Below are 19,903 nucleotides of genomic sequence, written 5' to 3'. Positions count from 1 at the left end.
TTATTGTTGAAATTTATTTGCGATCACCTGTACAAATCGATCTTCGTACTGTTCTTTTCCTTCCCAGTCGTTATAATCTGGCTTTACCACCATTTGGATAAACTTATAGGCTTCGGTAAAATCGCTAAAAGTATTTAACTGGGATAACACTCGATTATAATCTGCGGCATCACCATTAAAAAGATGCTTGATATAAGCTAAACGATCATTAAGACCAATACTAATACCACTTTTTAAGCGATCATTTACCGATTTTGGACGATTTGCACCTTGTTTATTATTCAGCGGTTCAAAATCTGGAAGATTATCATAATCTACTCCTATTTGTCTAAAATCATTCGAATTGGATTCTGGTTCTTTAGGTTCAACCTCATCAAATAATTGTGGTGTTTCTTGCTCTGGTGTTGCAGTTTCTTCTTCCTTCGGTTTTGGAGCTTTTTCTTCCTTCGGCTCAAATATAGGAGGTTCAGCAAAATGCTCTTCAGGAATTTCTGGCGCTACTGGAGTTTCTGGTTCCTCAGTTTCCGCTTCTGGCTCTGTAATTTTTTCAGATGAAGGCCAATCTTTATCTGGATTTTCCTCTAGTTCTGGTTTTATTTTAGACCAATCGTCGTTAAGCGCCTGCATCAAAAGATCAAGACCTTCAGTTTCTGGCGGCATTTGCGCCACGATATCCTTTATTTTTTCAGTAGCAGGTTCAGTTATAGCGTCACTATCATTAAACTCTGTCCCGTCTGGCACATAATATTTCCCTTCTTTATTTGTGGTTTGGGATTGTGTTCTTGAAGGTTGCGGTTTAGAGGGTGCAAAAGTATCATCAGCATAACTCACTGCTGCTATAGCCGCTTGCTGTTCTTTAGGTTGGTCTTCCTCCAAATTAGAAAATGTAAATTGTAATATTGTAAGTTTTTCATAAAGAACTTTAGCCTCTTGCTTCAGCTGATCTACATGCTTTTCTGCATCTCCATCAAGTATGTTTTGTGCCAGCGTTTTCAATTCAGCTTCTATTTTCTTCTTCATAACTTTAGTGATTAGCCCTACTTACGGGGTTGGATTTTTATTAAATTTGTTCCACCTTTATATATAAAGAGGTTGTTTCCCATTTCGATCTGAAAATTACAAAATGTTTCTCGAAAATACAGTAAATCACGAAGAGCAATTTGGCTGGATAGAGGTAATTTGCGGTAGCATGTTCTCTGGAAAGACCGAGGAGCTAATCCGTCGCCTTAAGCGAGCCCAATTTGCAAAACAAAAAGTAGAAATCTTTAAACCGGCTATCGACACTCGATACGACGAAGAAATGGTTGTTTCTCACGATGCTAACGAAATTAGATCTACACCTGTTCCTTCTGCTTCTAACATAAGATTACTTGCCGATGGTTGTGATGTGGTTGGAATAGATGAAGCTCAGTTTTTTGATAACGAGATCGTCACGGTTTGTAACGATCTTGCAAATCGCGGAATTCGTGTGGTTGTGGCAGGTCTCGATATGGATTTTAAAGGAAATCCTTTTGGCCCAATGCCCAATCTTATGGCCACCGCAGAGTATGTTACTAAAGTTCATGCGGTTTGTACACGTACCGGAAATTTAGCACAATATAGCTTTAGAAAAGCGATTAGCGATGATTTGGTTTTTCTTGGTGAAACCGAAGAATATGAGCCATTAAGTAGAGCTGCGTATTACCGAGCAATGAAGAATGAAAAAATTAGAAAGCTTGAAGTTAAGGAAGCTGAAGAAATTAAGCCTAATTTAAAAGAAAAAAATGCCTAAAGCTCAGGAAACTGTTCTTGAAATCGATCTCAATTCTTTAGAACATAATTATCATTATTTAAGATCTAAGATTACCCCGGGTGTAAAAATGCTTGGTGTAGTAAAAGCTTTTGCCTACGGAAGCGATTCTGTTGCCATTGCTAAAAGATTAGAGAAAATTGGCATAGACCATTTTGCGGTAGCGTATACCAAAGAAGGAGAAACCATTAGAAACGGTGGCATTGAAAAACCAGTTCTAGTGCTTCATCCACAAACGCACAGTTTTCAAGCATTAATAGATCATTGTCTTACTCCCAGTCTATACAGTTTATATATTTTAAAAGAGTTTATTAAAAAAGCTGAACAATTAAATCTTGAAAACTATCCGGTTCATATCAATATAAATACAGGACTGAATCGGCTTGGTTTTGATCCTGATGATATTGAAGAAGTAATTTCGATCTTCCAGAATACTTCAGCAATAAAATTGGTAGGCATGTATTCTCATCTTGCGGCTAGTGAGGATATGGCTTTAAAAGATTTTTCGCAATCCCAAATTGTGAATTTTATAGCTACTTCAGAAAAAATAATTGCGGCTTTTAATCATAAGATTTTAAGGCATATGTGCAATACTTCGGGAATTTTAAATTATCCCGAAGCAAGTTTCGATATGGTTAGAAGCGGAATTGGGCTTTATGGTTACGGAAATTCTAGCGAGCATGATTCTCATCTAAAACCAGTCGCTACACTTAAAACTATTATTTCACAAATTCATCATATCAAAAAAGGTGAAAGTGTTGGCTATAATAGAGGGTTTATCGCTAATCGAGATACGATTACTGCCACGTTGCCACTTGGTCATGCCGACGGTATTAGCAGGATTTACGGGAAGCAGAAAACTGCTGTGCTAATTAATGGCGAAGAAGCACCCATTATTGGTAATGTTTGCATGGATATGCTGATGGTTGATGTTACCGATATCGATTGTAAAGAGGGAGACGAGGTAATTTTCTTCGGAAAAGAAAGAAGCGCTGAAAAATTTGCAAATAGAGCAGGAACCATCTCTTACGAACTTGTAACCGCTATCTCCCAGAGAGTTAAAAGACTTATAATAGATTAGATTTTATATTTTTTTTCAGTAATATCGTACTGTGTAAATATTCAATTCCTATTGCATGAGTTTATATTCCGACTTTAAGAAATTTATAATGAAGGGCGACATTGTGGCCCTTGCTACAGCCGTTGTAATCGGTGCTGCCTTTAAAACCATTGTAGACTCGGTGGTTAAAGATGTTATTACTCCAATTATTGGCGTGCTTACAGGCGGTACAGATTTTACCAGAAAGTTTGTTGCTTTAGATGGCCAAACCTATGCTAATTTATATGCTGCCAGAGAGGCTAAAGCAGCTGTAATTACTTATGGTAATCTAATTCAGGCAATTATCAATTTTCTAATTGTCGCATTATTTATATTTTTGTTTTTAAGAGCATACGAAAAGACAAAGAAAAAAGAAGATCCAAAACCTGTTGCAGCTCCAAAAGGGCCAACACAGGAAGAACTTTTAGCCCAAATTAGGGACGAATTGAAAAAGCAAAACGGCGATGCTATTAATTAGCATTTAACAATACGTGCACCGCTATACTGCACATTTTAAATAGCAAATATGTATAATAAAACCCCTCTTTTTAGAGGGGTCTTTTTTTTAACAAAAATCAGAAATACGTTTAAAAAGATAATTTTATCTCAAAAAACTAACTTATATGATCGATAGATCCTAACAGGTATGATACATTTGTAAAAGATTAAATTTAAAATTTATAAAACCATCTGTTAACGCAGATAAAATTAATAAATAATGAAAGTAGCAGTTGTTGGCGCTACCGGAATGGTAGGGCAGGTTATGTTAAAAGTACTAGCCGAAAGAGATTTTCCTATAACCGAATTATTACCGGTTGCATCAGAAAAATCGGTTGGAAAGAAAGTAACTTATAAGGATAAAGAATATACTATTATCGGCCTTGCTGATGCTGTTGCTGCCAAACCAGAAATCGCTATTTTTTCTGCCGGTGGAGGAACTTCTTTAGAATGGGCTCCAAAATTTGCTGAAAACGGTACGACTGTTATCGATAATTCTTCGGCATGGAGAATGGATCCTTCTAAAAAGCTGGTTATTCCGGAAATTAACGCTTCAGAATTAACAAAAGAAGATAAAATTATTGCCAACCCAAATTGTTCAACAATTCAGTTACTAATGGCATTAAAACCACTGCATGACAAATACACTATTAAACGTGCGGTAGTTTCTACATATCAGTCGATCACAGGTACAGGAGTTAAAGCTGTACAGCAGTTAGAGAACGAATACGAAAACAAAGAAGGAGAAATGGCCTATCCTTATCCAATTCACCGTAATGCCTTACCACATTGTGATGTTTTTCAGGATAATGGATACACCAAAGAAGAAATGAAACTGACCAATGAGACGAAAAAGATCTTAGGAGACGATTCGGTTTCATTAACCGCTACAGCTATTCGTATCCCTGTTGTTGGTGGGCATAGTGAGTCTGTAAATCTTGAATTCGAAAATGATTTTACTGAAGCCGATGTTCGTAGACTTTTAAATGATTTCCCTGGCGTTACCGTTCAGGATAATCCAGATACCAACACCTACCCAATGCCAATTTATGCTGAAGGTAAAAATGAAGTATTTGTAGGTAGAATTCGTCGTGATTATTCACAACCAAATTCTTTAAATCTTTGGGTGGTTGCAGATAACCTAAGAAAAGGAGCTGCTACCAATGCTGTTCAAATCGCTGAATATTTAATGGAAAACAAGCTGGTTTAAGTCTATTTCCCCTTTTCAAATTATATTTACGAGGTTGTTGTTTTCAGCAACCTCGTTTTTTATTTATAAATTTAAGCTTTCCACAAAACCTCACGCATATGAAAAAAATAGTAATTGGAGTTTTTACACTTGCCGCGCTGGCTTCCTGTAAAGATTCTGAAGAAACCAAAAAAGAAAAAGACACTGCTTTGAATTTAAACTATCCCGAAACCAAAAAAGTAGATACCGTAACCGATTATTTTGGTACCAAAGTTAAAGATCCTTATCGCTGGTTAGAAGACGATCGCAGTACTGAAACCGAAGAATGGGTTAAAGCTGAAAACAAAGTCACTTTTGGATATTTAGATAAGATTCCATTTAAAGAGGACTTAAAAAAACGCCTTTCTGAAATATGGAATTATGAGAAAATCGGCGCCCCTCATAAAGAGGGAGATTACACCTATTTCTCTAAGAACGATGGTTTACAAAATCAATACGTAATCTACCGTCGTAAAAATGAAAATGATGAACCAGAAGTTTTTCTTAATCCTAATAAATTTAGTGAAGATGGAACCACTTCTTTAAGCGGATTAAGTTTTTCTGAAAACGGAAAAATGGCAGCTTATAGTATTTCTGAAGGAGGAAGCGATTGGAGAAAAGTGATCGTACTGGACGCTAAAACAAAAGAAGTCGCTGAAGATACCTTAAAAGACATCAAATTCAGTGGTATTTCCTGGAAAGGCAACGAAGGTTTCTATTATTCAAGCTACGAAAAGCCTGAAGGGAGTGAGCTTTCAGCAAAAACAGATCAACACCGTTTATTCTATCACAAAATTGGGACGCCACAATCTGAAGATCAAATGATCTTTGGCGGAACACCAGATCAAAAACATCGTTACGTTGGCGGTAGTGTGAGTGAAGACAATAAATTTTTATTTATATCTGCCCGAAATTCGACATCTGGAGGTAAACTTTTTATGATGGATCTATCAAAAAAGAATCCCGAATTAAAGACGATTATCGACAACGAAGACACCGATACTTATGTGATTGAAAATGAAGGCAGCAAACTTTATATCGTTACCAATCTTGATGCACCAAATCAACGAATCGTAACTGTAGATGCAGCAAATCCAACTCCAGAAAACTGGAAAGATTTTATTCCTGAAAGCGAAAATGTACTTAGCCCATCTACCGGTGGTGGTTATTTTTTTACTGAATATATGGTAGATGCTGTTTCGCAAGTAAAACAATACGATTACGACGGAAAACTGGTTCGCGAAATAGAATTACCGGGATTAGGTTCCGCTGGTGGTTTTGGCGCTAAAAAAGATGCTGATACTTTATACTATTCGTTTACAAATTATGTGACTCCCGGTACTATTTACAAATATGATATCGAAGAAGGAACTTCAGAGGTTTACAATAAACCAAACATCAACTTTAATCCAGATGATTACGAAAGTCGCCAGGTTTTCTATAAATCTAAAGACGGCACAAAAATCCCTATGATCATCACCGCTAAAAAAGGAATTGAACTTGATGGTAAAAACCCAACGATCTTATACGGTTACGGCGGATTCAATATTAGTTTAACGCCTTCTTTTAGTACAGCAAATGCAGTTTGGTTAGAGCATGGCGGAGTATATGCTGTTCCAAACCTACGTGGCGGCGGCGAGTACGGTCGTGCCTGGCATGATGCCGGTACTAAAATGCAAAAGCAAAATGTATTTGACGACTTTATCGCTGCTGCAGAATATCTGATTGAAAACAAATACACTTCAAAAGATTATTTAGCGATTAGAGGTGGTTCTAACGGCGGTTTATTGGTTGGTGCAACAATGACGCAGCGCCCGGATCTTATGAAGGTAGCATTGCCTGCTGTTGGCGTGATGGATATGTTACGATACCATACCTTTACCGCAGGAGCCGGTTGGGCGTATGACTATGGAACTTCTGAAGATAGTAAAGAAATGTTTGAGTACATTTATGATTATTCGCCAGTTCATAATGTAAAAGAAGGTGTTGAATATCCAGCAACCCTGGTTACAACAGGAGATCATGATGATCGTGTGGTACCTGCGCATTCTTTTAAATTCGCAGCAGAATTACAAGAAAAACAAGCTGGAGATGCACCTGTGCTTATTAGAATTGAAACAAAAGCTGGTCACGGTGCCGGGAAACCAACCAGTATGATCATTGAAGAATATGCCGATATTTTTGGTTTTACTTTATATAATATGGGTTTTGAAAAGCTCCCAAGTGAAAATACAGAATTGAAGGATTAGATTATTGAATGATAATAAAGCACGTCATTTTGAACTCGATTCAGGATCTTATCATAAATGCTTTTAAAATTCAATATGAGATTCCGGATCGAGTCCGGAATGACAGAAATGTGCATTGTTCTCATACAAATTAAATAAAATTCTAAAAAACATTTCCCGCCAGGTTTTCAAATTCGATGAAATCTGGCGGTTTTTTTATTTCCAAAACTTTCAAATTTGGGTATCTTCAACCTTCCTAAAACGACACCAATTATGCTGAAGTTAGAAAATGTATCCTTTGCTTACGAGAATGGAGAACAGGTTTTAGATCATATCAATTTAACCGCAAAGCGTGGTGAAAATATCTCGATTATTGGCGAAAGTGGCTGCGGTAAAAGTACTTTGCTTCAGCTAATCTATGGATTATTGCACACCGATGGGAAAATATTTTGGGGAGAAGAAGAGTTGCTTGGCCCTAAGTTTAATTTGGTTCCTGGTGAAGATTTTATAAAATACCTGGCTCAGGATTTCGACCTGATGCTTCCGCTAAGTGTTGCTGATAACGTAGGGAAATACTTAAGTAATATGTATCCGGTAAAGAAGAAAAAGCGGATTCAGGAATTACTAGAGGTGGTAGAAATGGAAGATATGGCCCATAAAAAAACCAAACTCCTTAGTGGCGGCCAGCAGCAACGTGTAGCACTTGCTAGAGCTCTCGCCAAAGAACCAGAAATGGTTTTGCTAGATGAGCCTTTTAGCCATATCGATCATTTCAGAAAAAATAATCTTCGGCGTAAAGTTTTTAAGTATTTAAAAGAGCGGCATATTACCTGCATAATTGCCACTCACGATATTACCGATGCTCTGGCTTTTGCAGACACTACAATGGTTTTAAAAAATCATAAGATTTATGCAAAAGCGAGTCCGGAAGATTTATATAACAATCCGCCAAACAAATATGTTGCCTCCTTGTTTGGCGATGTTAATGAGGTGATGCTGAAAGATATTGTTCAGAATGAGACTTCAACAAAAAAAATCATCCTTTATCCTGAAGAACTAAAAGTTAGTCGAAAATCTCCAATTAAAGCACAAGTTATTGCATCCTATTTTAAAGGCAGTAATTATCTAATTGAAGCAAATTTAAATGGCACTATCGTTTTTGCTGAACATCGCTCGGCTATCCCTAGCGGTGCTCCCGTGTATTTTGTGATTTCTAAACCACTTATAGAAAAGCGAAAAAACAATTAAAACTCATAGCCTAAGCTTAGCTGAAAATTATTTTCTTTTCCCTCAATGGTAAACGGATTTATATTGGGTGGAGTACCCAACTGAAATTCTCGATCCAAAACATTAGAAAGACCTATTACATATCTTACGCTAACTGTAAAATCGGCAATATCCACACCTAAATTAATTAAAGCCCCAAAGACAACATTTTCGTATTGATCTTTATTTAATTCAGTATTTGCAAGAAATCCTATTTGAGGACCAACACCAAGATGAACCGGAGCGACAGGATACCATTTTAAAAACACAGGAATATTTATATAATCTGCGTATTGATCTTTTACCCCTTCCCTGGAATACAAAGCTTCGGCTTGTAATCCAAAAGAAGAATTTAAATCCAGACCGGCAAAAGCTCCAAAATGAAAACCCGTCCCGTCATTGTCACTAAACCGAAAGTCATTTGGATGATCTTCCAAAGTAATTTTAGTAAAATTCACACCAGCTTTTACACCAAAGGAAACTTGTGAAAAGCCAGAAAAACAGCAAATCAAAAAGATGATTAGCGCACATCGATTTTTCATTGTAATTGATTGATAAATAGCGAACTAATATAATCTTTTTTTTAATCCACTGTAAAAATTTTATTCTTTATTCCGTTGAATTCAAAATCATCACCTTCCGTTTTTCCCATTAATAGTCTTGCCACAGGTGAGTTCGCACCAACGCCATAAAAGGTGTGTTTATCAAGTTCCATTTTGCCTACGGGAATACTAATAAAATAATTTGATGCGGAGGTTTTTACCAAGCAACCTAATTGAATTCTTTTAGAAGCCTCCCTGTTTTTCGCCAATTTTAGCGTATCTTTTTGTTGCTTAAATTCTTTGAGCTGATTGGATAGTTTATTCCATTCTTCACTCATCATCTCCCTACCGGTTTCATATTTATCGCCGGCACTGTTTTTCCCTTCACTTTCCATATCTTCTTCAAGATCTTTTAGGGATTTTTGGATGCGCTGAATGCGAGATTCAACGTATTCCTCGCACATGCTATATAAATGGTCTTTTGTCGTCAAAATCTAAATCTATTTTTTCTTTCTTTCTTTTGTTTTATTTAAATCAAATTCTCCGTAAAACTTCATTTGTTGAGTGATCCAGCTTTTTCGTCGGCTTATATAATTACTGGCAGGATTAGCCCTATACTCACGCGGATTAGGCAAAATAGCGGCAATTGCGGCAGCTTCAGCAGGACTTAAATTTATAGCATCCTTTTTAAACCAAGATTGAGCTGCTTCCTGTGCGCCGTAAACTCCTTTGCCCATTTCTATACTATTTAAATAAACTTCCAGAATACGTTCTTTGCTCCATAAAAGTTCCATCAAAAAAGTGAAATAAGCTTCAAGACCTTTACGCACATAATTTCTACCAGGCCATAAAAAAGCGTTTTTAGCGGTTTGCTGCGAAATGGTACTGGCACCACGAACTCGTTTTCCTTTTTTGTTATTTTCTATGGCTTTCTGAATGGCTTCAATATCAAAACCGCTATGATTTTCAAAATTTTGATCTTCGCTACAGATTACGGCCAGTTGCAGGTTTTTTGAAATATCTTCAATTGGCACCCAATCATGTTTTATTTCTTCATCTGGATGCTCGAAATATCTGATTGCCATAAGCGGTGTAAAAGGTACCGGCAACCATTTAAAAATAAGCACCAGTAAAAAAGTGATTAGAAAGAACCACCCTATAAGTTTTGCTATAAATCGAAATATTTTTTTAATCATTCGCTAACTTTTGCTAGTTCTTTACCTACCAAACTTCCTATGGCGATTCCCATTCCGCCTAATTTTACACCGTAAAAAACATTAGCCGACAATCGACCAATTTCAGGTTTTTTATTCTTTCCCATTCCCATGATTCCGCTCCATCGCTGGTCGATCTCGAATTCCTGATCGGGCAAAATCGTTGTTTTCAACAGCTCTTCTAATTTTTGCTGAATGAGTTCTGTTTGTCCAAATTGAATGGTTTCTTCTCCTTTAATATCTAAATTTCTTCCACCGCCTAAAAGAATTCTATTATTTATATTTCTGAAATAATAAAATCCCTTATCTAAATGAAATGTTCCCTTAATCTGAAGATTTTCTATGGGCTTAGTCACCAAAACCTGAGCTCTAGCCGGCTTTACATCATTAATCCCAAATTTGGAAGCAAATCCATTTGTGGCGATAAATAATTTTCTGCACCCCAACTCGAAATTCGATGTTTTAACGATCACTTTATTGCCTAAATCTTCAAAATTTTGGACGCCAATATTATTCAAAATTCGGATACCTTTTTTATAAACTTTTCGTAATAATTGAGTCATCATTTTCCCGGTATCGATCTGTGATTCAAATGGATTAAAAATGAGTTTTTCAGTAGTATTTTTGAAATTAAATTTATTATCAGAAAGCATAAAACAATCAGTTTCAAAAACTTCATGAAGCAATTGATTAATATTGGTCATTTCAGCAACGCATTTTTCAAAAAGCACTTTGTCCTTCTCTAAAAATATCTCGTAACCGCCATGATTCTTAAATCCGATTTCTTCATCGCCTAAATTCTTCCGAAGTAATTTTAATCCATTCAATCGTTTCTGAATTAAAGCGACAACGTCTTCTTCGGATAGCACTTTAAGATCTTCTAAGATCTCAGAAAGACTCCCAAAACAAGCAAAACCAGCATTTTTTGTACTTGCCCCTTCAGGCAACAAACCTTTTTCAAGAATTAAAATATTAGAACCCGGATAATCTTTATGAAGCTGAAATGCACAATTTAGCCCCGTTATCCCACTTCCTACGATTACAAAATCGAGATCAGACAGCCAGCTTTTTTGCTCCCAATACGAAAAATTCATACTAAAAATTTACAATCTCAAATTACGGAAAGTTTTATAATTTCAGCTGTATTTAAATGATATGGAATAAATTTTCTTACTCAATTAAGAAAAATATTGAATAAAGACCAAAAAAAAGCCTCGTAAAAACGAGGCTTCATTTTATTGAAAATCGATATTGATTATTCTTCTGCTGGATTCATTTTAAAATCGTCCATAAATGCAGTGGTATAATTACCAGCTACATATCTTGGATCGTCCATCAACTGACGATGGAAAGGAATAGTAGTTTTAATTCCTTCAATCACGAATTCATCTAAAGCACGTTTCATTTTATTAATTGCTTCCTCACGCGTTTGTGCGGTAGTAATTAATTTAGCGATCATAGAATCGTAATGTGGCGGAATGATGTATCCACTGTACACATGGGTATCGATACGAATTCCGTGTCCACCTGGTGTATGCAATGTCTCGATCTTTCCTGGTGATGGTCTAAAGCCATTGTAGGGATCTTCAGCATTGATACGACATTCGATAGAATGTAATTGCGGCTCGTAGTTCTTCCCTGAAATAGGAATTCCTGCTGCCACTAAAATTTGTTCACGAATTAGGTCGTAATCGATCACTTGCTCTGTAATTGGATGCTCTACCTGAATACGAGTATTCATCTCCATAAAATAGAACTTACGGTGTTTATCCACTAAAAATTCTACCGTACCAGCACCTTCATATTTAATGAATTCTGCTGCTTTTACTGCTGCTTCTCCCATTTGCTTACGCAACTTTGGCGTCATAAAAGGAGATGGAGTTTCCTCGGTTAATTTTTGGTGACGACGTTGTACAGAACAGTCTCTTTCTGAAAGGTGACAGGCTTTACCAGTTTGATCACCAATTACCTGAATTTCGATATGTCGAGGCTCTTCGATAAGTTTCTCCATATACATACCGTCATTTCCGAAAGCAGCTCCTGCTTCCTGACGTGCAGAATCCCAGGCTGCCTGAAGATTTTCTTCTTTCCAAACAGCACGCATTCCTTTACCACCACCGCCGGCAGTAGCTTTAAGCATTACAGGAAAACCTATTTCTTTAGCTAATTTTAGACATTCGTCGTAATCTTTTAAGATCCCTTCAGATCCCGGAACGCAAGGAACTCCTGCAGCTTTCATTGTAGCTTTAGCAGTAGCTTTATCCCCCATTTTGCTAATCATCTCTGCAGAAGCACCAATAAATTTAATGTCGTGTTCTTCACAAATCTTAGAAAACTTAGCATTTTCTGAAAGGAAACCGTATCCTGGGTGAATAGCATCAGCATTAGTTATTTCTGCTGCCGATATGATATTCGCAATCTTTAAATAAGACAAATTACTTTGAGGAGGTCCTATACATACTGCTTCATCTGCAAATCTTACATGAAGACTTTCTGCATCGGCAGTAGAATAAACCGCCACCGTTTTTATCCCCATCTCTTTACAAGTACGGATAATACGCATTGCGATCTCTCCCCTATTGGCAATTAATATTTTTTTGAACATACCTGTGGTTTTTATTTACAGAGAAAAATCTCTGTACAAAAATTGGCAAGAATTAAGAAGGATCTACTAAGAATAAAGGCTGATCGAACTCTACCGGTGACGAATCGTCTACCAATACTTTTACGATTTTACCAGAAACTTCACTTTCAATTTCATTGAAAAGTTTCATTGCCTCTATCACACAAAGTACATCACCTTCTTTTATAGTATCACCTACTTCTGCAAATACAGGCTTATCTGGTGAAGGCTTACGGTAAAAAGTTCCTATGATAGGAGATTTTACGGTAATATATTTAGCATTATCATCTTCAGCAGGTTTTGCTTCCTCTTTAGGCGCTGCCGTTTCTTGCGGTGCCGCAGGTGCAGGTGCTTGTTGTTGTACCGGCATTTGTGGTTGTACTTGGCCACCCATTGGCACTTGTTGCACAACAGTAGTTTCTTTTTCGTCTGAGCCTGTTCTAATCGTGATTTTCACATCACCGGTCTCCAGCTTTACCTCACTGGCACCAGACTTGGCAACAAACTTTATTAAATTCTGAATTTCTTTTAAATCCATAATAATAAGGGTGTTATTTTAAGAATTATAAGCCCATTTTAGATACGTAGCTCCCCATGTGAAACCACCTCCAAATGATGCAAATATTAGATTATCTCCTTTTTTAAATTTCTTTTCGTAATCACTAAGCAACAAAGGTAGTGTAGCAGAAGTTGTATTACCATATCTTTCAATATTCATTAGTACTTTTTCATCTACAACTCCCATTCTACTTGCAGTAGCGCCAATAATTCTTTTATTGGCCTGATGGGCAATAAGCCAATCAACATCTTCATTAGTCAAATTATTACGCTCCATAATCTGAGCACTTACACCGGCCATGTTAGAAACAGCATATTTAAATACCGTTTTACCGTCTTGTTTTACGTAGTGTAGCTTTTTAGCGATAGTCTCTTCAGAGGGAGGTAATAAAGAACCGCCAGCCTCTATTCTGAGAGAATTTCTACCAATTGAATCACTTCTTAAAATTTCATCTTGAAGACCATAACCATCTTCGTTGGGCTCCATTAATACAGCTCCGGCTCCATCGCCAAATATAATGCAGGTTGTCCTATCTGTATAATCAATAATAGAAGACATTTTATCTGCTCCTATAACCAATACTTTTTTGTAACGGCCAGATTCTATATAGGCCGCACCTGTGGACATTGCATATAAAAAGCCTGAACAGGCTGCCTGTAAATCGTAGGAAAATGCGTTAACGGCGCCAATTTCTGAAGCTACATGAACTCCTGTTGCAGCCACCGGCATATCTGGTGTTGCAGAAGCCAATATTACCATATCGATTTCTTCAGGGTTTAAACCAGATTTATTGATAAGGTCTTTAGCTGCCTGAATCCCTAAATATGAAGTTCCTTTATTGGGGTCTTTTAAAATTCTTCTTTCCTTAATTCCAGTTCTGGTAGTAATCCATTCGTCATTGGTTTCTACCATCTCCTCCAACATTTTGTTGGTCAACACATCTTCTGGCACATAGCCACCTACAGCTGTTATGGCTGCTGTGATTTTATTCATAGAATTGAATTTATACACCTTGTTTGCAGCTGGTTAGTGTACAAACAATTAGAGAAATGTACTAAAATTTCTGTAAACAGGGGTGCAAATTAAGGTCTTTTTGGGACTTAATCAACTAAAAACAAAAAACTCCCACGTTGTGAGAGTTTCTATATATTTCTTTGAAGCCCTAATCAAAATTAAGCTTCTACTTCTTCAGTGTTATCAATTAACACCTGGCCACGGTAGTATAATTTACCTTCGTGCCAGTGCGCTCTGTGATATAAATGTGCCTCACCAGTCGTAGGATCTGTAGCGATCTTTGGTGCTGTCGCTTTGTAATGAGTTCTTCTTTTATCCCTTCTGGTTTTAGATACCTTTCTCTTTGGATGTGCCATGGCTTACTATTATTTAATCGTTTAGTAAATTTTTTAATTTATCCCATCGGGGATCAATATCGTCCCCATCTTTCTTTTCTTTACTGCCCAAGCTTAACTCTTCCAGTTTTTCCAACACGTCAGATTTTAAGCTCCCGTCTTCTACTCCAGGATGAATCTTTTTTGCAGGAACTGCAAGAACAATTAGTTCGTAAATATATTGCTGTACGTTTACTTCAAACTCACCATGTGGTATGATTAGCAAATCCTCATTGTCATCATTAAACTCTTCGCCAAATTTAATAACCAAAAATAAACTACTGTCTATTGGCTGGTCGTAAGGCTCGTTTGTAATGTCACAATTTACATTTACTGTTCCTGAAGCTTCAAAAGTAAGCTCCATCATTGTGGTTTTCTTTTCGAATAATAAGTCGACTTTAACATCGGCATTATTAAACTCTTCGTACTCAAAATGCTCAAAGAACTCATTGTCAATCTTGTACTCAAACTGGTGCTTTCCAAGCTTTAACCCCACAAAAGGGATCGTATAGGCTTTCATTTTCCTCATGTCGTCCTCAGTTTTGAGTTTTCGCCCTTTTACAAAGGCGGCTGCAAAGATAAAAAATAAAATAAACTAAAAGCTTTTTATAAACAATTTTTTGTTTATATCTTTTTACTCTGCCTTTTTAATGGATTTTCAGTTAATTCCATATACTCATTTCTACAGCTAGAAATCTCAATTGCCTTAAATACAGCTTCCTTAAACGAACTTATATTGGCTGAGTTTGTTCCAGCAATTTCGAAGGCCGTTCCATGATCTGGTGAAGTTCTCACTTTACTTAGCCCTGCAGTGAAATTTACACCGCGTCCAAAAGAAAGTGTTTTAAATGGTATTAATCCCTGATCGTGATATGAAGCTATTACGGCATCAAAATTTTTATAATTTTTAGAGCCAAAAAAGCTGTCGGCTGAAAATGGCCCGTAAACCAACTCCCCTTTTTCTCGAAACTCATTAAGTGTAGGTTTTAAAACTTCTTCATCTTCTTTACCAATCACCCCATTATCTCCGCTATGTGGATTAATCCCTAAAACAGCTATTTTTGGCTTCCGAATTCTAAAATCCTGTTTTAAAGTTTGCTGAATAATTCTAATTTTCTTTTTAATTAATTCCGGAGTAATTACTTCAGCAATATCCTTTAATGCCACATGATCAGTAAGTAGTCCGACTTTTAAATCGTCTGTAATCATTAGCATAAGACTTTCTCCTTGTAATTCTTTCGCCAAATAATCGGTATGTCCTGGAAAATTAAATTTTTCTGACTGGATAGTGTGTTTATTAATTGGCGCAGTTACAAGAGCGTCAATTTTATCGTTCTTTAAAGCTTCAGTCGCAGCTTCCAGAGATTTAAAAGCATATTCCCCAACTTTTAAATCTTCTTCTCCAAAATTTATAGTTACGCTTTCTTTCCATACATTTACGATGTTAATTTTACCATCGATAACTTCTTCCGCATTATCAATACCCTGAAAGTTGATTCCGAGTTTATACTTTTTCTTTAAAAATGAAATAATTTTGGTAGAGGCAAATATGACGGGAGTACAAAATTCTAACATTCTTGAATCATCGAATGTTTTAAGTACAATCTCACTTCCAATACCATTCAAATCACCTATACTAATTCCTAGTTTTATCTTTTTAGGATGTTTCATACTTCCTTCAAATATATATTTTACTTTTACATAACAAATGTAACCAATATTATAGAATACATGTTTACTGGGATAATAGAAGAGGTAGGAAAAATAAAGAATCTGGCAAAAGAAGGCTCTAATCTACATATTGAAATTGAAGCAAAAATGACTCCTGAATTAAAGATTGACCAAAGTGTCGCTCATAACGGGGTTTGTCTTACGGTAGTTTCAATAAAAGATTATAGCTATATTGTTACCGCTATTCAGGAAACACTAAACAAAACTAATCTAAGTTCATTAGCTGAAAATGATTTTGTGAATTTAGAAAGAGGAATGAAGCTTGGCGATCGTTTAGACGGCCATATCGTACAGGGCCATGTAGACCAAACAGCGAAATGTATTGAAGTTAAAGAGATCGATGGAAGCTGGCAATTTACTTTTGAATACGATCCAAAATTGAATAATATTACTATTGAAAAAGGTTCAATTACCGTAAACGGAGTAAGTCTTACGGTGGTTAATTCTAAAAGAAACTCTTTCTCTGTAGCAATTATCCCTTATACTTATGAGAATACGACTTTTAAATATCTTAAAGAAGGCTCTATTATCAATTTAGAATTTGATGTTATTGGTAAGTATGTTAAAAGGATTACTGAACTCTCTTAGACTTTGTTTTATAAACATACATCGCTCCGAATACCAATCCTGCAAAAAGCGTAAACGGAATTTCTTTGTCTATAGGAGCGTCCAATCCTGGTGGTGGCGGGCCTCCTGAGTTAGGAATGCATGAGCCCTCATAACATACATAATTAGGAGGACAAGTAGTACAATCATCAACTTCCGCTTGAGCGAATAACATTGAATTCATAAATAAAAAAAATATAGTAATTCTATTCTTCATATATTTATAGTACCTAATTAAATTTACGCAAAACAACTAACAAAGGTTTTATTTCAGGACACAAAACTACTTAATCCAAAGCCTTCTAATCTTTTTTTTCGTTGAATCACCCTAATAAGTCGCTCAAATTCCAATACAACGATTTAGTTTTCTCAATAAGTAAGGTTTAAACAAGCTGCTATTTATTTGTTCTGAAAATAAAGTCCAATTACCGTGCCTTTATTTTGCGCACTGTGAATCTGAATTTTCCCCTTATGCAACATCATAATTTGCTTACATAAGCTTAAACCGATTCCGCTACCATTTTTTTTTGTTGTGAAGAAAGGAACAAATATCGTTTCTTGGATTTCCTGCGGAATGCCATTTCCATTATCAATAACTTTAATAACGGTGTAACCATCTGTAGTTGCTTTTGCGGTTACATAGATTTCTGCATTTTCAATTTCCTGTAAAGCATCTCTCGCATTCACGATCAGATTAATTAGCACCTGCTCGATAAGATAACTATCGATCTTTATTTGTAGTTGTAGATTAGAAAGCTCAAAATATAAGTCGATATTCTTAGAAGCCAATGATGGTCGCATTAACCGCTCTATCGAAGCAAAAAGATCTTCTACAAATACATTATTTCGGTTTATATGCGTGACTTTATTTAAACTACGATAGGTTTTAGCGAATTTCATCAATCCTTCGCTTCGCTTTTTAATACTTCCTATCGCTTCATTTAAATCTGAAATATCTAAAGTATTTTCTTCAGGATTCTTCAGGTTTTCGGTGACCTGATATTGCAAAGTATCGGCCAGCGAAGAAATTGGTGCGATAGAATTCATGATTTCATGCGTCATCACACTCAGTAACTTTTTCCAGGCTTCAGATTCATTTTGATTAAGGGTTTCATCAATATTTTGAAGTAAAATGATCTTAAATGAATGTTCGTTTTCATAAAAAACCGTTTCAGAAACCAATACTTTTATCTTTTCACCATTTACATTAATGCTTATAGAACTTCCGGTAAGATGGCTCATTTCAAAAATGGTCTCGAATAATTTCGGTTTTCGGCTTTTAAGAAATTTTATATTTTTGAAGGATGGGATACTCAGGGTTTTCTTGATTGCCTCGTTCGCCCAAAGCACATCGCCTGTTTTTTGATTATAAGAAATGATGCCAACATCTACCATTTCTAATATTTTCTGAAGATAAAGATACTGTGCTTCCTTATTGGAATTAATCTCCCGAATTTTATCATTTATCAAATTGAAACCCTCATGAAGTCGAGACAAATCCTCAGGTGCTCCTTTGCTTACAAAACGTCTGGAAAAATCGTTGTATTTAACCGATTCAAAAAAATCGTCCATCGCTATAAAACGACGGGTGATAAATTTATACAGGTTATAAAATACCACCAAAGCCAGGATTGCTCCTACAATGATCAATGCTATTTGGTGCAGACTTATCCCAAAAGCAACGGCAGTTAAAGACCCCGTTAAAATCAGCAGTCTTAGCAAAACGCCTAAACTGTATTTTTTATAAGTCATATTTATTAAGTCTGCGATACAAAGCTGCCCTTGTAATCCCTAATTCTTTAGCCGATTTAGAGATATTTCCTTTGTTTTTTTCGATCACCTTCAGGATGGTTTTCTTCTCTACGGTTTCGAGATTTGTTTCCTGAATTCCGCTTGAAGTGGATATCGATTTTTCTAATCCAGAAAATACCAGATCTTCCGCAGTAAGAGTATCATTATCGGCCATTATTACCGCCCTTTCTATAACATACTGAAGTTCCCGAACGTTCCCGGGAAAAGTATGTGATTTCAGCTTACTAAAAAATTCTTTATCAATTGAAAACGGTACTTTAAAATATTTTTCAGCATATAGATCTGTAAAATATCGGCTTAGCAATGTAATATCGGTACCGCGATCGCGAAGTGGCGGCACCATAAAATCTACGGTATTGATTCGATAAATCAAATCTTTCCTGAATGTATTCTCATCAGCCAGATCACTCAATTCTAAATTTGTAGCACAAATTAATCGAATATCGATTGGAATATTTTCGTTGGACCCTAAGGGCGTAATCGTTCGGTTTTGTAAAACCGTAAGCAATCTTGCCTGCTGGCGTAAACTAATATTCCCTATTTCATCTAGAAAAAGTGTACCGCCGTTGGCCGCTTCAAAACGTCCTTTTCGATCTTCACGCGCATCGGTAAATGCTCCTTTTTTATATCCAAAAAGTTCACTTTCAAATAAACTCTCCGTCAGCGCACCCACATCTACTTTTACGAAAGGCTTATTTTTCCGAAGGGATTGATCGTGTACCGCTCGGGCAACCAAATCTTTACCGGTACCATTTTCACCCAAAATCAAAACATTGGCATCTGTAGGTGCAACTTTTTTGAGCTTCTCAAAAACCAGCTGCATTTCTTCACTTTCGCCGATAATTTTATTTCCGGCAGCAGTAGGTCTCGATATTTGTGGTTTTAACGATTTTTTTTCAACTAGCGCTTTTAATGCATCGATCACTTTTTGATTCTTCCAGGGTTTCACCAAAAAATCTGAAGCTCCTTTTTTTAGCGATCGAATCGCCAAATCGATATCGGCATAAGCGGTAATTAGGATAACATCTACTTTTTTATCGATTTGTTTGATTTTATTAAGCCAAAAAATCCCTTCGTTACCGGTATTTACGACTCCGTTGAAGTTCATATCAAGAATTACTAAATCAAATTTTTCTTGCTCTAAAAGTGAAGTAATATTATTCGGATTCTTTTCGGTAACTACTTTATTCGCCAAAGATTTCAGCATGATGCGCAATGCAGTTAATACATCGGGATCGTCGTCTATAACCAGTATGTTCGCATTCTTCAGTTGCATACTTACAATATTACGACTTTCTAATACCTATAAATAAAAATGAC

At 36.2% G+C, this 19,903-nt stretch carries 21 protein-coding genes; 7 read left to right on the top strand and 14 right to left on the bottom strand.

What is annotated here, in order from left to right:
* On the bottom strand, positions 1-1,020 hold the full coding sequence (locus PBT91_RS00495; RefSeq protein ID WP_270059856.1) for a hypothetical protein: 1,020 nt from the start codon (positions 1,018-1,020) through the stop codon (positions 1-3).
* Positions 1,021-1,123: 103 nt separating this feature from the next.
* On the opposite strand from PBT91_RS00495, the gene PBT91_RS00490 reads away from it, so the two are divergent.
* The 6 genes from PBT91_RS00490 to PBT91_RS00465 all read left to right on the top strand — a co-directional run bounded on the left by PBT91_RS00490 (position 1,124) and on the right by PBT91_RS00465 (position 8,090).
* A complete protein-coding gene (locus PBT91_RS00490) occupies positions 1,124-1,771 on the top strand; it encodes a thymidine kinase (protein ID WP_270059855.1) in 648 nt (215 codons plus the stop codon).
* The gene (gene alr, locus PBT91_RS00485) at positions 1,764-2,870 is read left to right on the top strand and encodes an alanine racemase (protein WP_270059854.1); all 1,107 of its coding nucleotides are present in this window, start codon (positions 1,764-1,766) and stop codon (positions 2,868-2,870) included. The genes PBT91_RS00490 and alr overlap by 8 nt, the downstream gene beginning before the upstream one ends.
* Positions 2,871-2,925: 55 nt before the next feature.
* Entirely contained in the window at positions 2,926-3,366 is a 441-nt protein-coding gene (mscL, locus tag PBT91_RS00480; protein WP_270059853.1) for a large conductance mechanosensitive channel protein MscL, read from the top strand.
* Between the two features lie 240 nt (positions 3,367-3,606).
* Complete coding sequence (locus tag PBT91_RS00475) at positions 3,607-4,596, top strand: aspartate-semialdehyde dehydrogenase (protein WP_270059852.1); 990 nt, start codon at positions 3,607-3,609, stop codon at positions 4,594-4,596.
* A 98-nt stretch (positions 4,597-4,694) separates the two neighbouring features.
* Positions 4,695-6,863, top strand: coding sequence for a prolyl oligopeptidase family serine peptidase (locus PBT91_RS00470; protein ID WP_270059851.1), 2,169 nt, complete (start codon positions 4,695-4,697; stop codon positions 6,861-6,863).
* 252 nt (positions 6,864-7,115) lie between these two features.
* On the top strand, positions 7,116-8,090 hold the full coding sequence (locus PBT91_RS00465) for an ABC transporter ATP-binding protein (protein WP_270059850.1): 975 nt from the start codon (positions 7,116-7,118) through the stop codon (positions 8,088-8,090).
* On the opposite strand, the gene PBT91_RS00460 is transcribed toward PBT91_RS00465, so the two are convergent.
* The 10 genes from PBT91_RS00460 to pdxA form a co-directional block, all read right to left on the bottom strand.
* A complete protein-coding gene (locus tag PBT91_RS00460; RefSeq protein ID WP_270059849.1) occupies positions 8,087-8,650 on the bottom strand; it encodes a porin family protein in 564 nt (187 codons plus the stop codon). The genes PBT91_RS00465 and PBT91_RS00460 overlap by 4 nt on opposite strands.
* 41 nt (positions 8,651-8,691) lie before the next feature.
* Positions 8,692-9,141, bottom strand: a complete 450-nt coding sequence (locus tag PBT91_RS00455) for a transcription elongation factor (RefSeq protein WP_270059848.1) — start codon at positions 9,139-9,141, stop codon at positions 8,692-8,694.
* Between the two features lie 9 nt (positions 9,142-9,150).
* Positions 9,151-9,846 (bottom strand): monofunctional biosynthetic peptidoglycan transglycosylase, encoded by a 696-nt coding sequence (gene mtgA / locus PBT91_RS00450; RefSeq protein ID WP_270059847.1) that lies wholly within the window; start codon positions 9,844-9,846, stop codon positions 9,151-9,153.
* On the bottom strand, positions 9,843-10,958 hold the full coding sequence (locus tag PBT91_RS00445) for an NAD(P)/FAD-dependent oxidoreductase (RefSeq protein ID WP_270059846.1): 1,116 nt from the start codon (positions 10,956-10,958) through the stop codon (positions 9,843-9,845). Before PBT91_RS00445 ends, mtgA begins: the two co-directional genes overlap by 4 nt.
* A 161-nt stretch (positions 10,959-11,119) precedes the next feature.
* Positions 11,120-12,469, bottom strand: coding sequence for an acetyl-CoA carboxylase biotin carboxylase subunit (accC, locus tag PBT91_RS00440; RefSeq protein ID WP_270059845.1), 1,350 nt, complete (start codon positions 12,467-12,469; stop codon positions 11,120-11,122).
* A gap of 52 nt (positions 12,470-12,521) precedes the next feature.
* Positions 12,522-13,025, bottom strand: a complete 504-nt coding sequence (gene accB, locus PBT91_RS00435; protein WP_270059844.1) for an acetyl-CoA carboxylase biotin carboxyl carrier protein — start codon at positions 13,023-13,025, stop codon at positions 12,522-12,524.
* 18 nt (positions 13,026-13,043) lie between these two features.
* The gene (locus tag PBT91_RS00430; RefSeq protein WP_270059843.1) at positions 13,044-14,039 is read right to left on the bottom strand and encodes a beta-ketoacyl-ACP synthase III; all 996 of its coding nucleotides are present in this window, start codon (positions 14,037-14,039) and stop codon (positions 13,044-13,046) included.
* Between the two features lie 179 nt (positions 14,040-14,218).
* Entirely contained in the window at positions 14,219-14,416 is a 198-nt protein-coding gene (gene rpmF, locus PBT91_RS00425) for a 50S ribosomal protein L32 (protein WP_270059842.1), read from the bottom strand.
* 13 nt (positions 14,417-14,429) lie between these two features.
* Positions 14,430-14,963: a YceD family protein gene (locus PBT91_RS00420; protein WP_270059841.1), complete on the bottom strand. Its 534-nt coding sequence runs from the start codon at positions 14,961-14,963 to the stop codon at positions 14,430-14,432.
* A 95-nt stretch (positions 14,964-15,058) separates the two neighbouring features.
* Entirely contained in the window at positions 15,059-16,105 is a 1,047-nt protein-coding gene (pdxA, locus tag PBT91_RS00415; protein WP_270059840.1) for a 4-hydroxythreonine-4-phosphate dehydrogenase PdxA, read from the bottom strand.
* A gap of 60 nt (positions 16,106-16,165) precedes the next feature.
* Here pdxA and PBT91_RS00410 point away from each other — a divergent pair, with 60 nt between their 5' ends.
* Positions 16,166-16,753 carry a riboflavin synthase gene (locus tag PBT91_RS00410; RefSeq protein ID WP_270059839.1) on the top strand — a complete coding sequence of 196 codons (588 nt, stop codon included), beginning with the start codon at positions 16,166-16,168 and terminating at the stop codon, positions 16,751-16,753.
* Here the strand turns inward: PBT91_RS00410 and PBT91_RS00405 are convergent.
* The 3 genes from PBT91_RS00405 to PBT91_RS00395 all read right to left on the bottom strand — a co-directional run bounded on the left by PBT91_RS00405 (position 16,737) and on the right by PBT91_RS00395 (position 19,859).
* Positions 16,737-16,988 carry a hypothetical protein gene (locus tag PBT91_RS00405; RefSeq protein ID WP_270059838.1) on the bottom strand — a complete coding sequence of 84 codons (252 nt, stop codon included), beginning with the start codon at positions 16,986-16,988 and terminating at the stop codon, positions 16,737-16,739. The genes PBT91_RS00410 and PBT91_RS00405 overlap by 17 nt on opposite strands.
* Before the next feature lie 182 nt (positions 16,989-17,170).
* Positions 17,171-18,523: a sensor histidine kinase gene (locus PBT91_RS00400; protein ID WP_270059837.1), complete on the bottom strand. Its 1,353-nt coding sequence runs from the start codon at positions 18,521-18,523 to the stop codon at positions 17,171-17,173.
* Positions 18,513-19,859: a sigma-54-dependent transcriptional regulator gene (locus tag PBT91_RS00395; RefSeq protein WP_270059836.1), complete on the bottom strand. Its 1,347-nt coding sequence runs from the start codon at positions 19,857-19,859 to the stop codon at positions 18,513-18,515. The genes PBT91_RS00400 and PBT91_RS00395 overlap by 11 nt, the downstream gene beginning before the upstream one ends.
* Positions 19,860-19,903: the final 44 nt, after the last annotated feature.

Origin of the sequence: Zunongwangia sp. HGR-M22 (assembly GCF_027594425.1) — a bacterium.
Classification (GTDB): Bacteria; Bacteroidota; Bacteroidia; order Flavobacteriales; family Flavobacteriaceae; genus Zunongwangia.
The sequence above is the reverse complement of the archived record's forward strand: the minus strand, read 5'-3'. Positions and strand labels throughout refer to the sequence as shown.

Excerpts from the sequence above, each read along its gene's own strand:
- PBT91_RS00495 (WP_270059856.1), bottom strand. The coding sequence starts at position 1,020 with ATGAAGAAGAAAATAGAAGCTGAATTGAAAACGCTGGCACAAAACATA.
- PBT91_RS00490 (WP_270059855.1), top strand. The coding sequence starts at position 1,124 with ATGTTTCTCGAAAATACAGTAAATCACGAAGAGCAATTTGGCTGGATA.
- alr (WP_270059854.1), top strand. The coding sequence starts at position 1,764 with ATGCCTAAAGCTCAGGAAACTGTTCTTGAAATCGATCTCAATTCTTTA.
- mscL (WP_270059853.1), top strand. The coding sequence starts at position 2,926 with ATGAGTTTATATTCCGACTTTAAGAAATTTATAATGAAGGGCGACATT.
- PBT91_RS00475 (WP_270059852.1), top strand. The coding sequence starts at position 3,607 with ATGAAAGTAGCAGTTGTTGGCGCTACCGGAATGGTAGGGCAGGTTATG.
- PBT91_RS00470 (WP_270059851.1), top strand. The coding sequence starts at position 4,695 with ATGAAAAAAATAGTAATTGGAGTTTTTACACTTGCCGCGCTGGCTTCC.
- PBT91_RS00465 (WP_270059850.1), top strand. The coding sequence starts at position 7,116 with ATGCTGAAGTTAGAAAATGTATCCTTTGCTTACGAGAATGGAGAACAG.
- PBT91_RS00460 (WP_270059849.1), bottom strand. The coding sequence starts at position 8,650 with ATGAAAAATCGATGTGCGCTAATCATCTTTTTGATTTGCTGTTTTTCT.
- mtgA (WP_270059847.1), bottom strand. The coding sequence starts at position 9,846 with ATGATTAAAAAAATATTTCGATTTATAGCAAAACTTATAGGGTGGTTC.
- PBT91_RS00445 (WP_270059846.1), bottom strand. The coding sequence starts at position 10,958 with ATGAATTTTTCGTATTGGGAGCAAAAAAGCTGGCTGTCTGATCTCGAT.
- accC (WP_270059845.1), bottom strand. The coding sequence starts at position 12,469 with ATGTTCAAAAAAATATTAATTGCCAATAGGGGAGAGATCGCAATGCGT.
- accB (WP_270059844.1), bottom strand. The coding sequence starts at position 13,025 with ATGGATTTAAAAGAAATTCAGAATTTAATAAAGTTTGTTGCCAAGTCT.
- PBT91_RS00430 (WP_270059843.1), bottom strand. The coding sequence starts at position 14,039 with ATGAATAAAATCACAGCAGCCATAACAGCTGTAGGTGGCTATGTGCCA.
- rpmF (WP_270059842.1), bottom strand. The coding sequence starts at position 14,416 with ATGGCACATCCAAAGAGAAAGGTATCTAAAACCAGAAGGGATAAAAGA.
- PBT91_RS00420 (WP_270059841.1), bottom strand. The coding sequence starts at position 14,963 with ATGAGGAAAATGAAAGCCTATACGATCCCTTTTGTGGGGTTAAAGCTT.
- pdxA (WP_270059840.1), bottom strand. The coding sequence starts at position 16,105 with ATGAAACATCCTAAAAAGATAAAACTAGGAATTAGTATAGGTGATTTG.
- PBT91_RS00410 (WP_270059839.1), top strand. The coding sequence starts at position 16,166 with ATGTTTACTGGGATAATAGAAGAGGTAGGAAAAATAAAGAATCTGGCA.
- PBT91_RS00405 (WP_270059838.1), bottom strand. The coding sequence starts at position 16,988 with ATGAAGAATAGAATTACTATATTTTTTTTATTTATGAATTCAATGTTA.
- PBT91_RS00400 (WP_270059837.1), bottom strand. The coding sequence starts at position 18,523 with ATGACTTATAAAAAATACAGTTTAGGCGTTTTGCTAAGACTGCTGATT.
- PBT91_RS00395 (WP_270059836.1), bottom strand. The coding sequence starts at position 19,859 with ATGCAACTGAAGAATGCGAACATACTGGTTATAGACGACGATCCCGAT.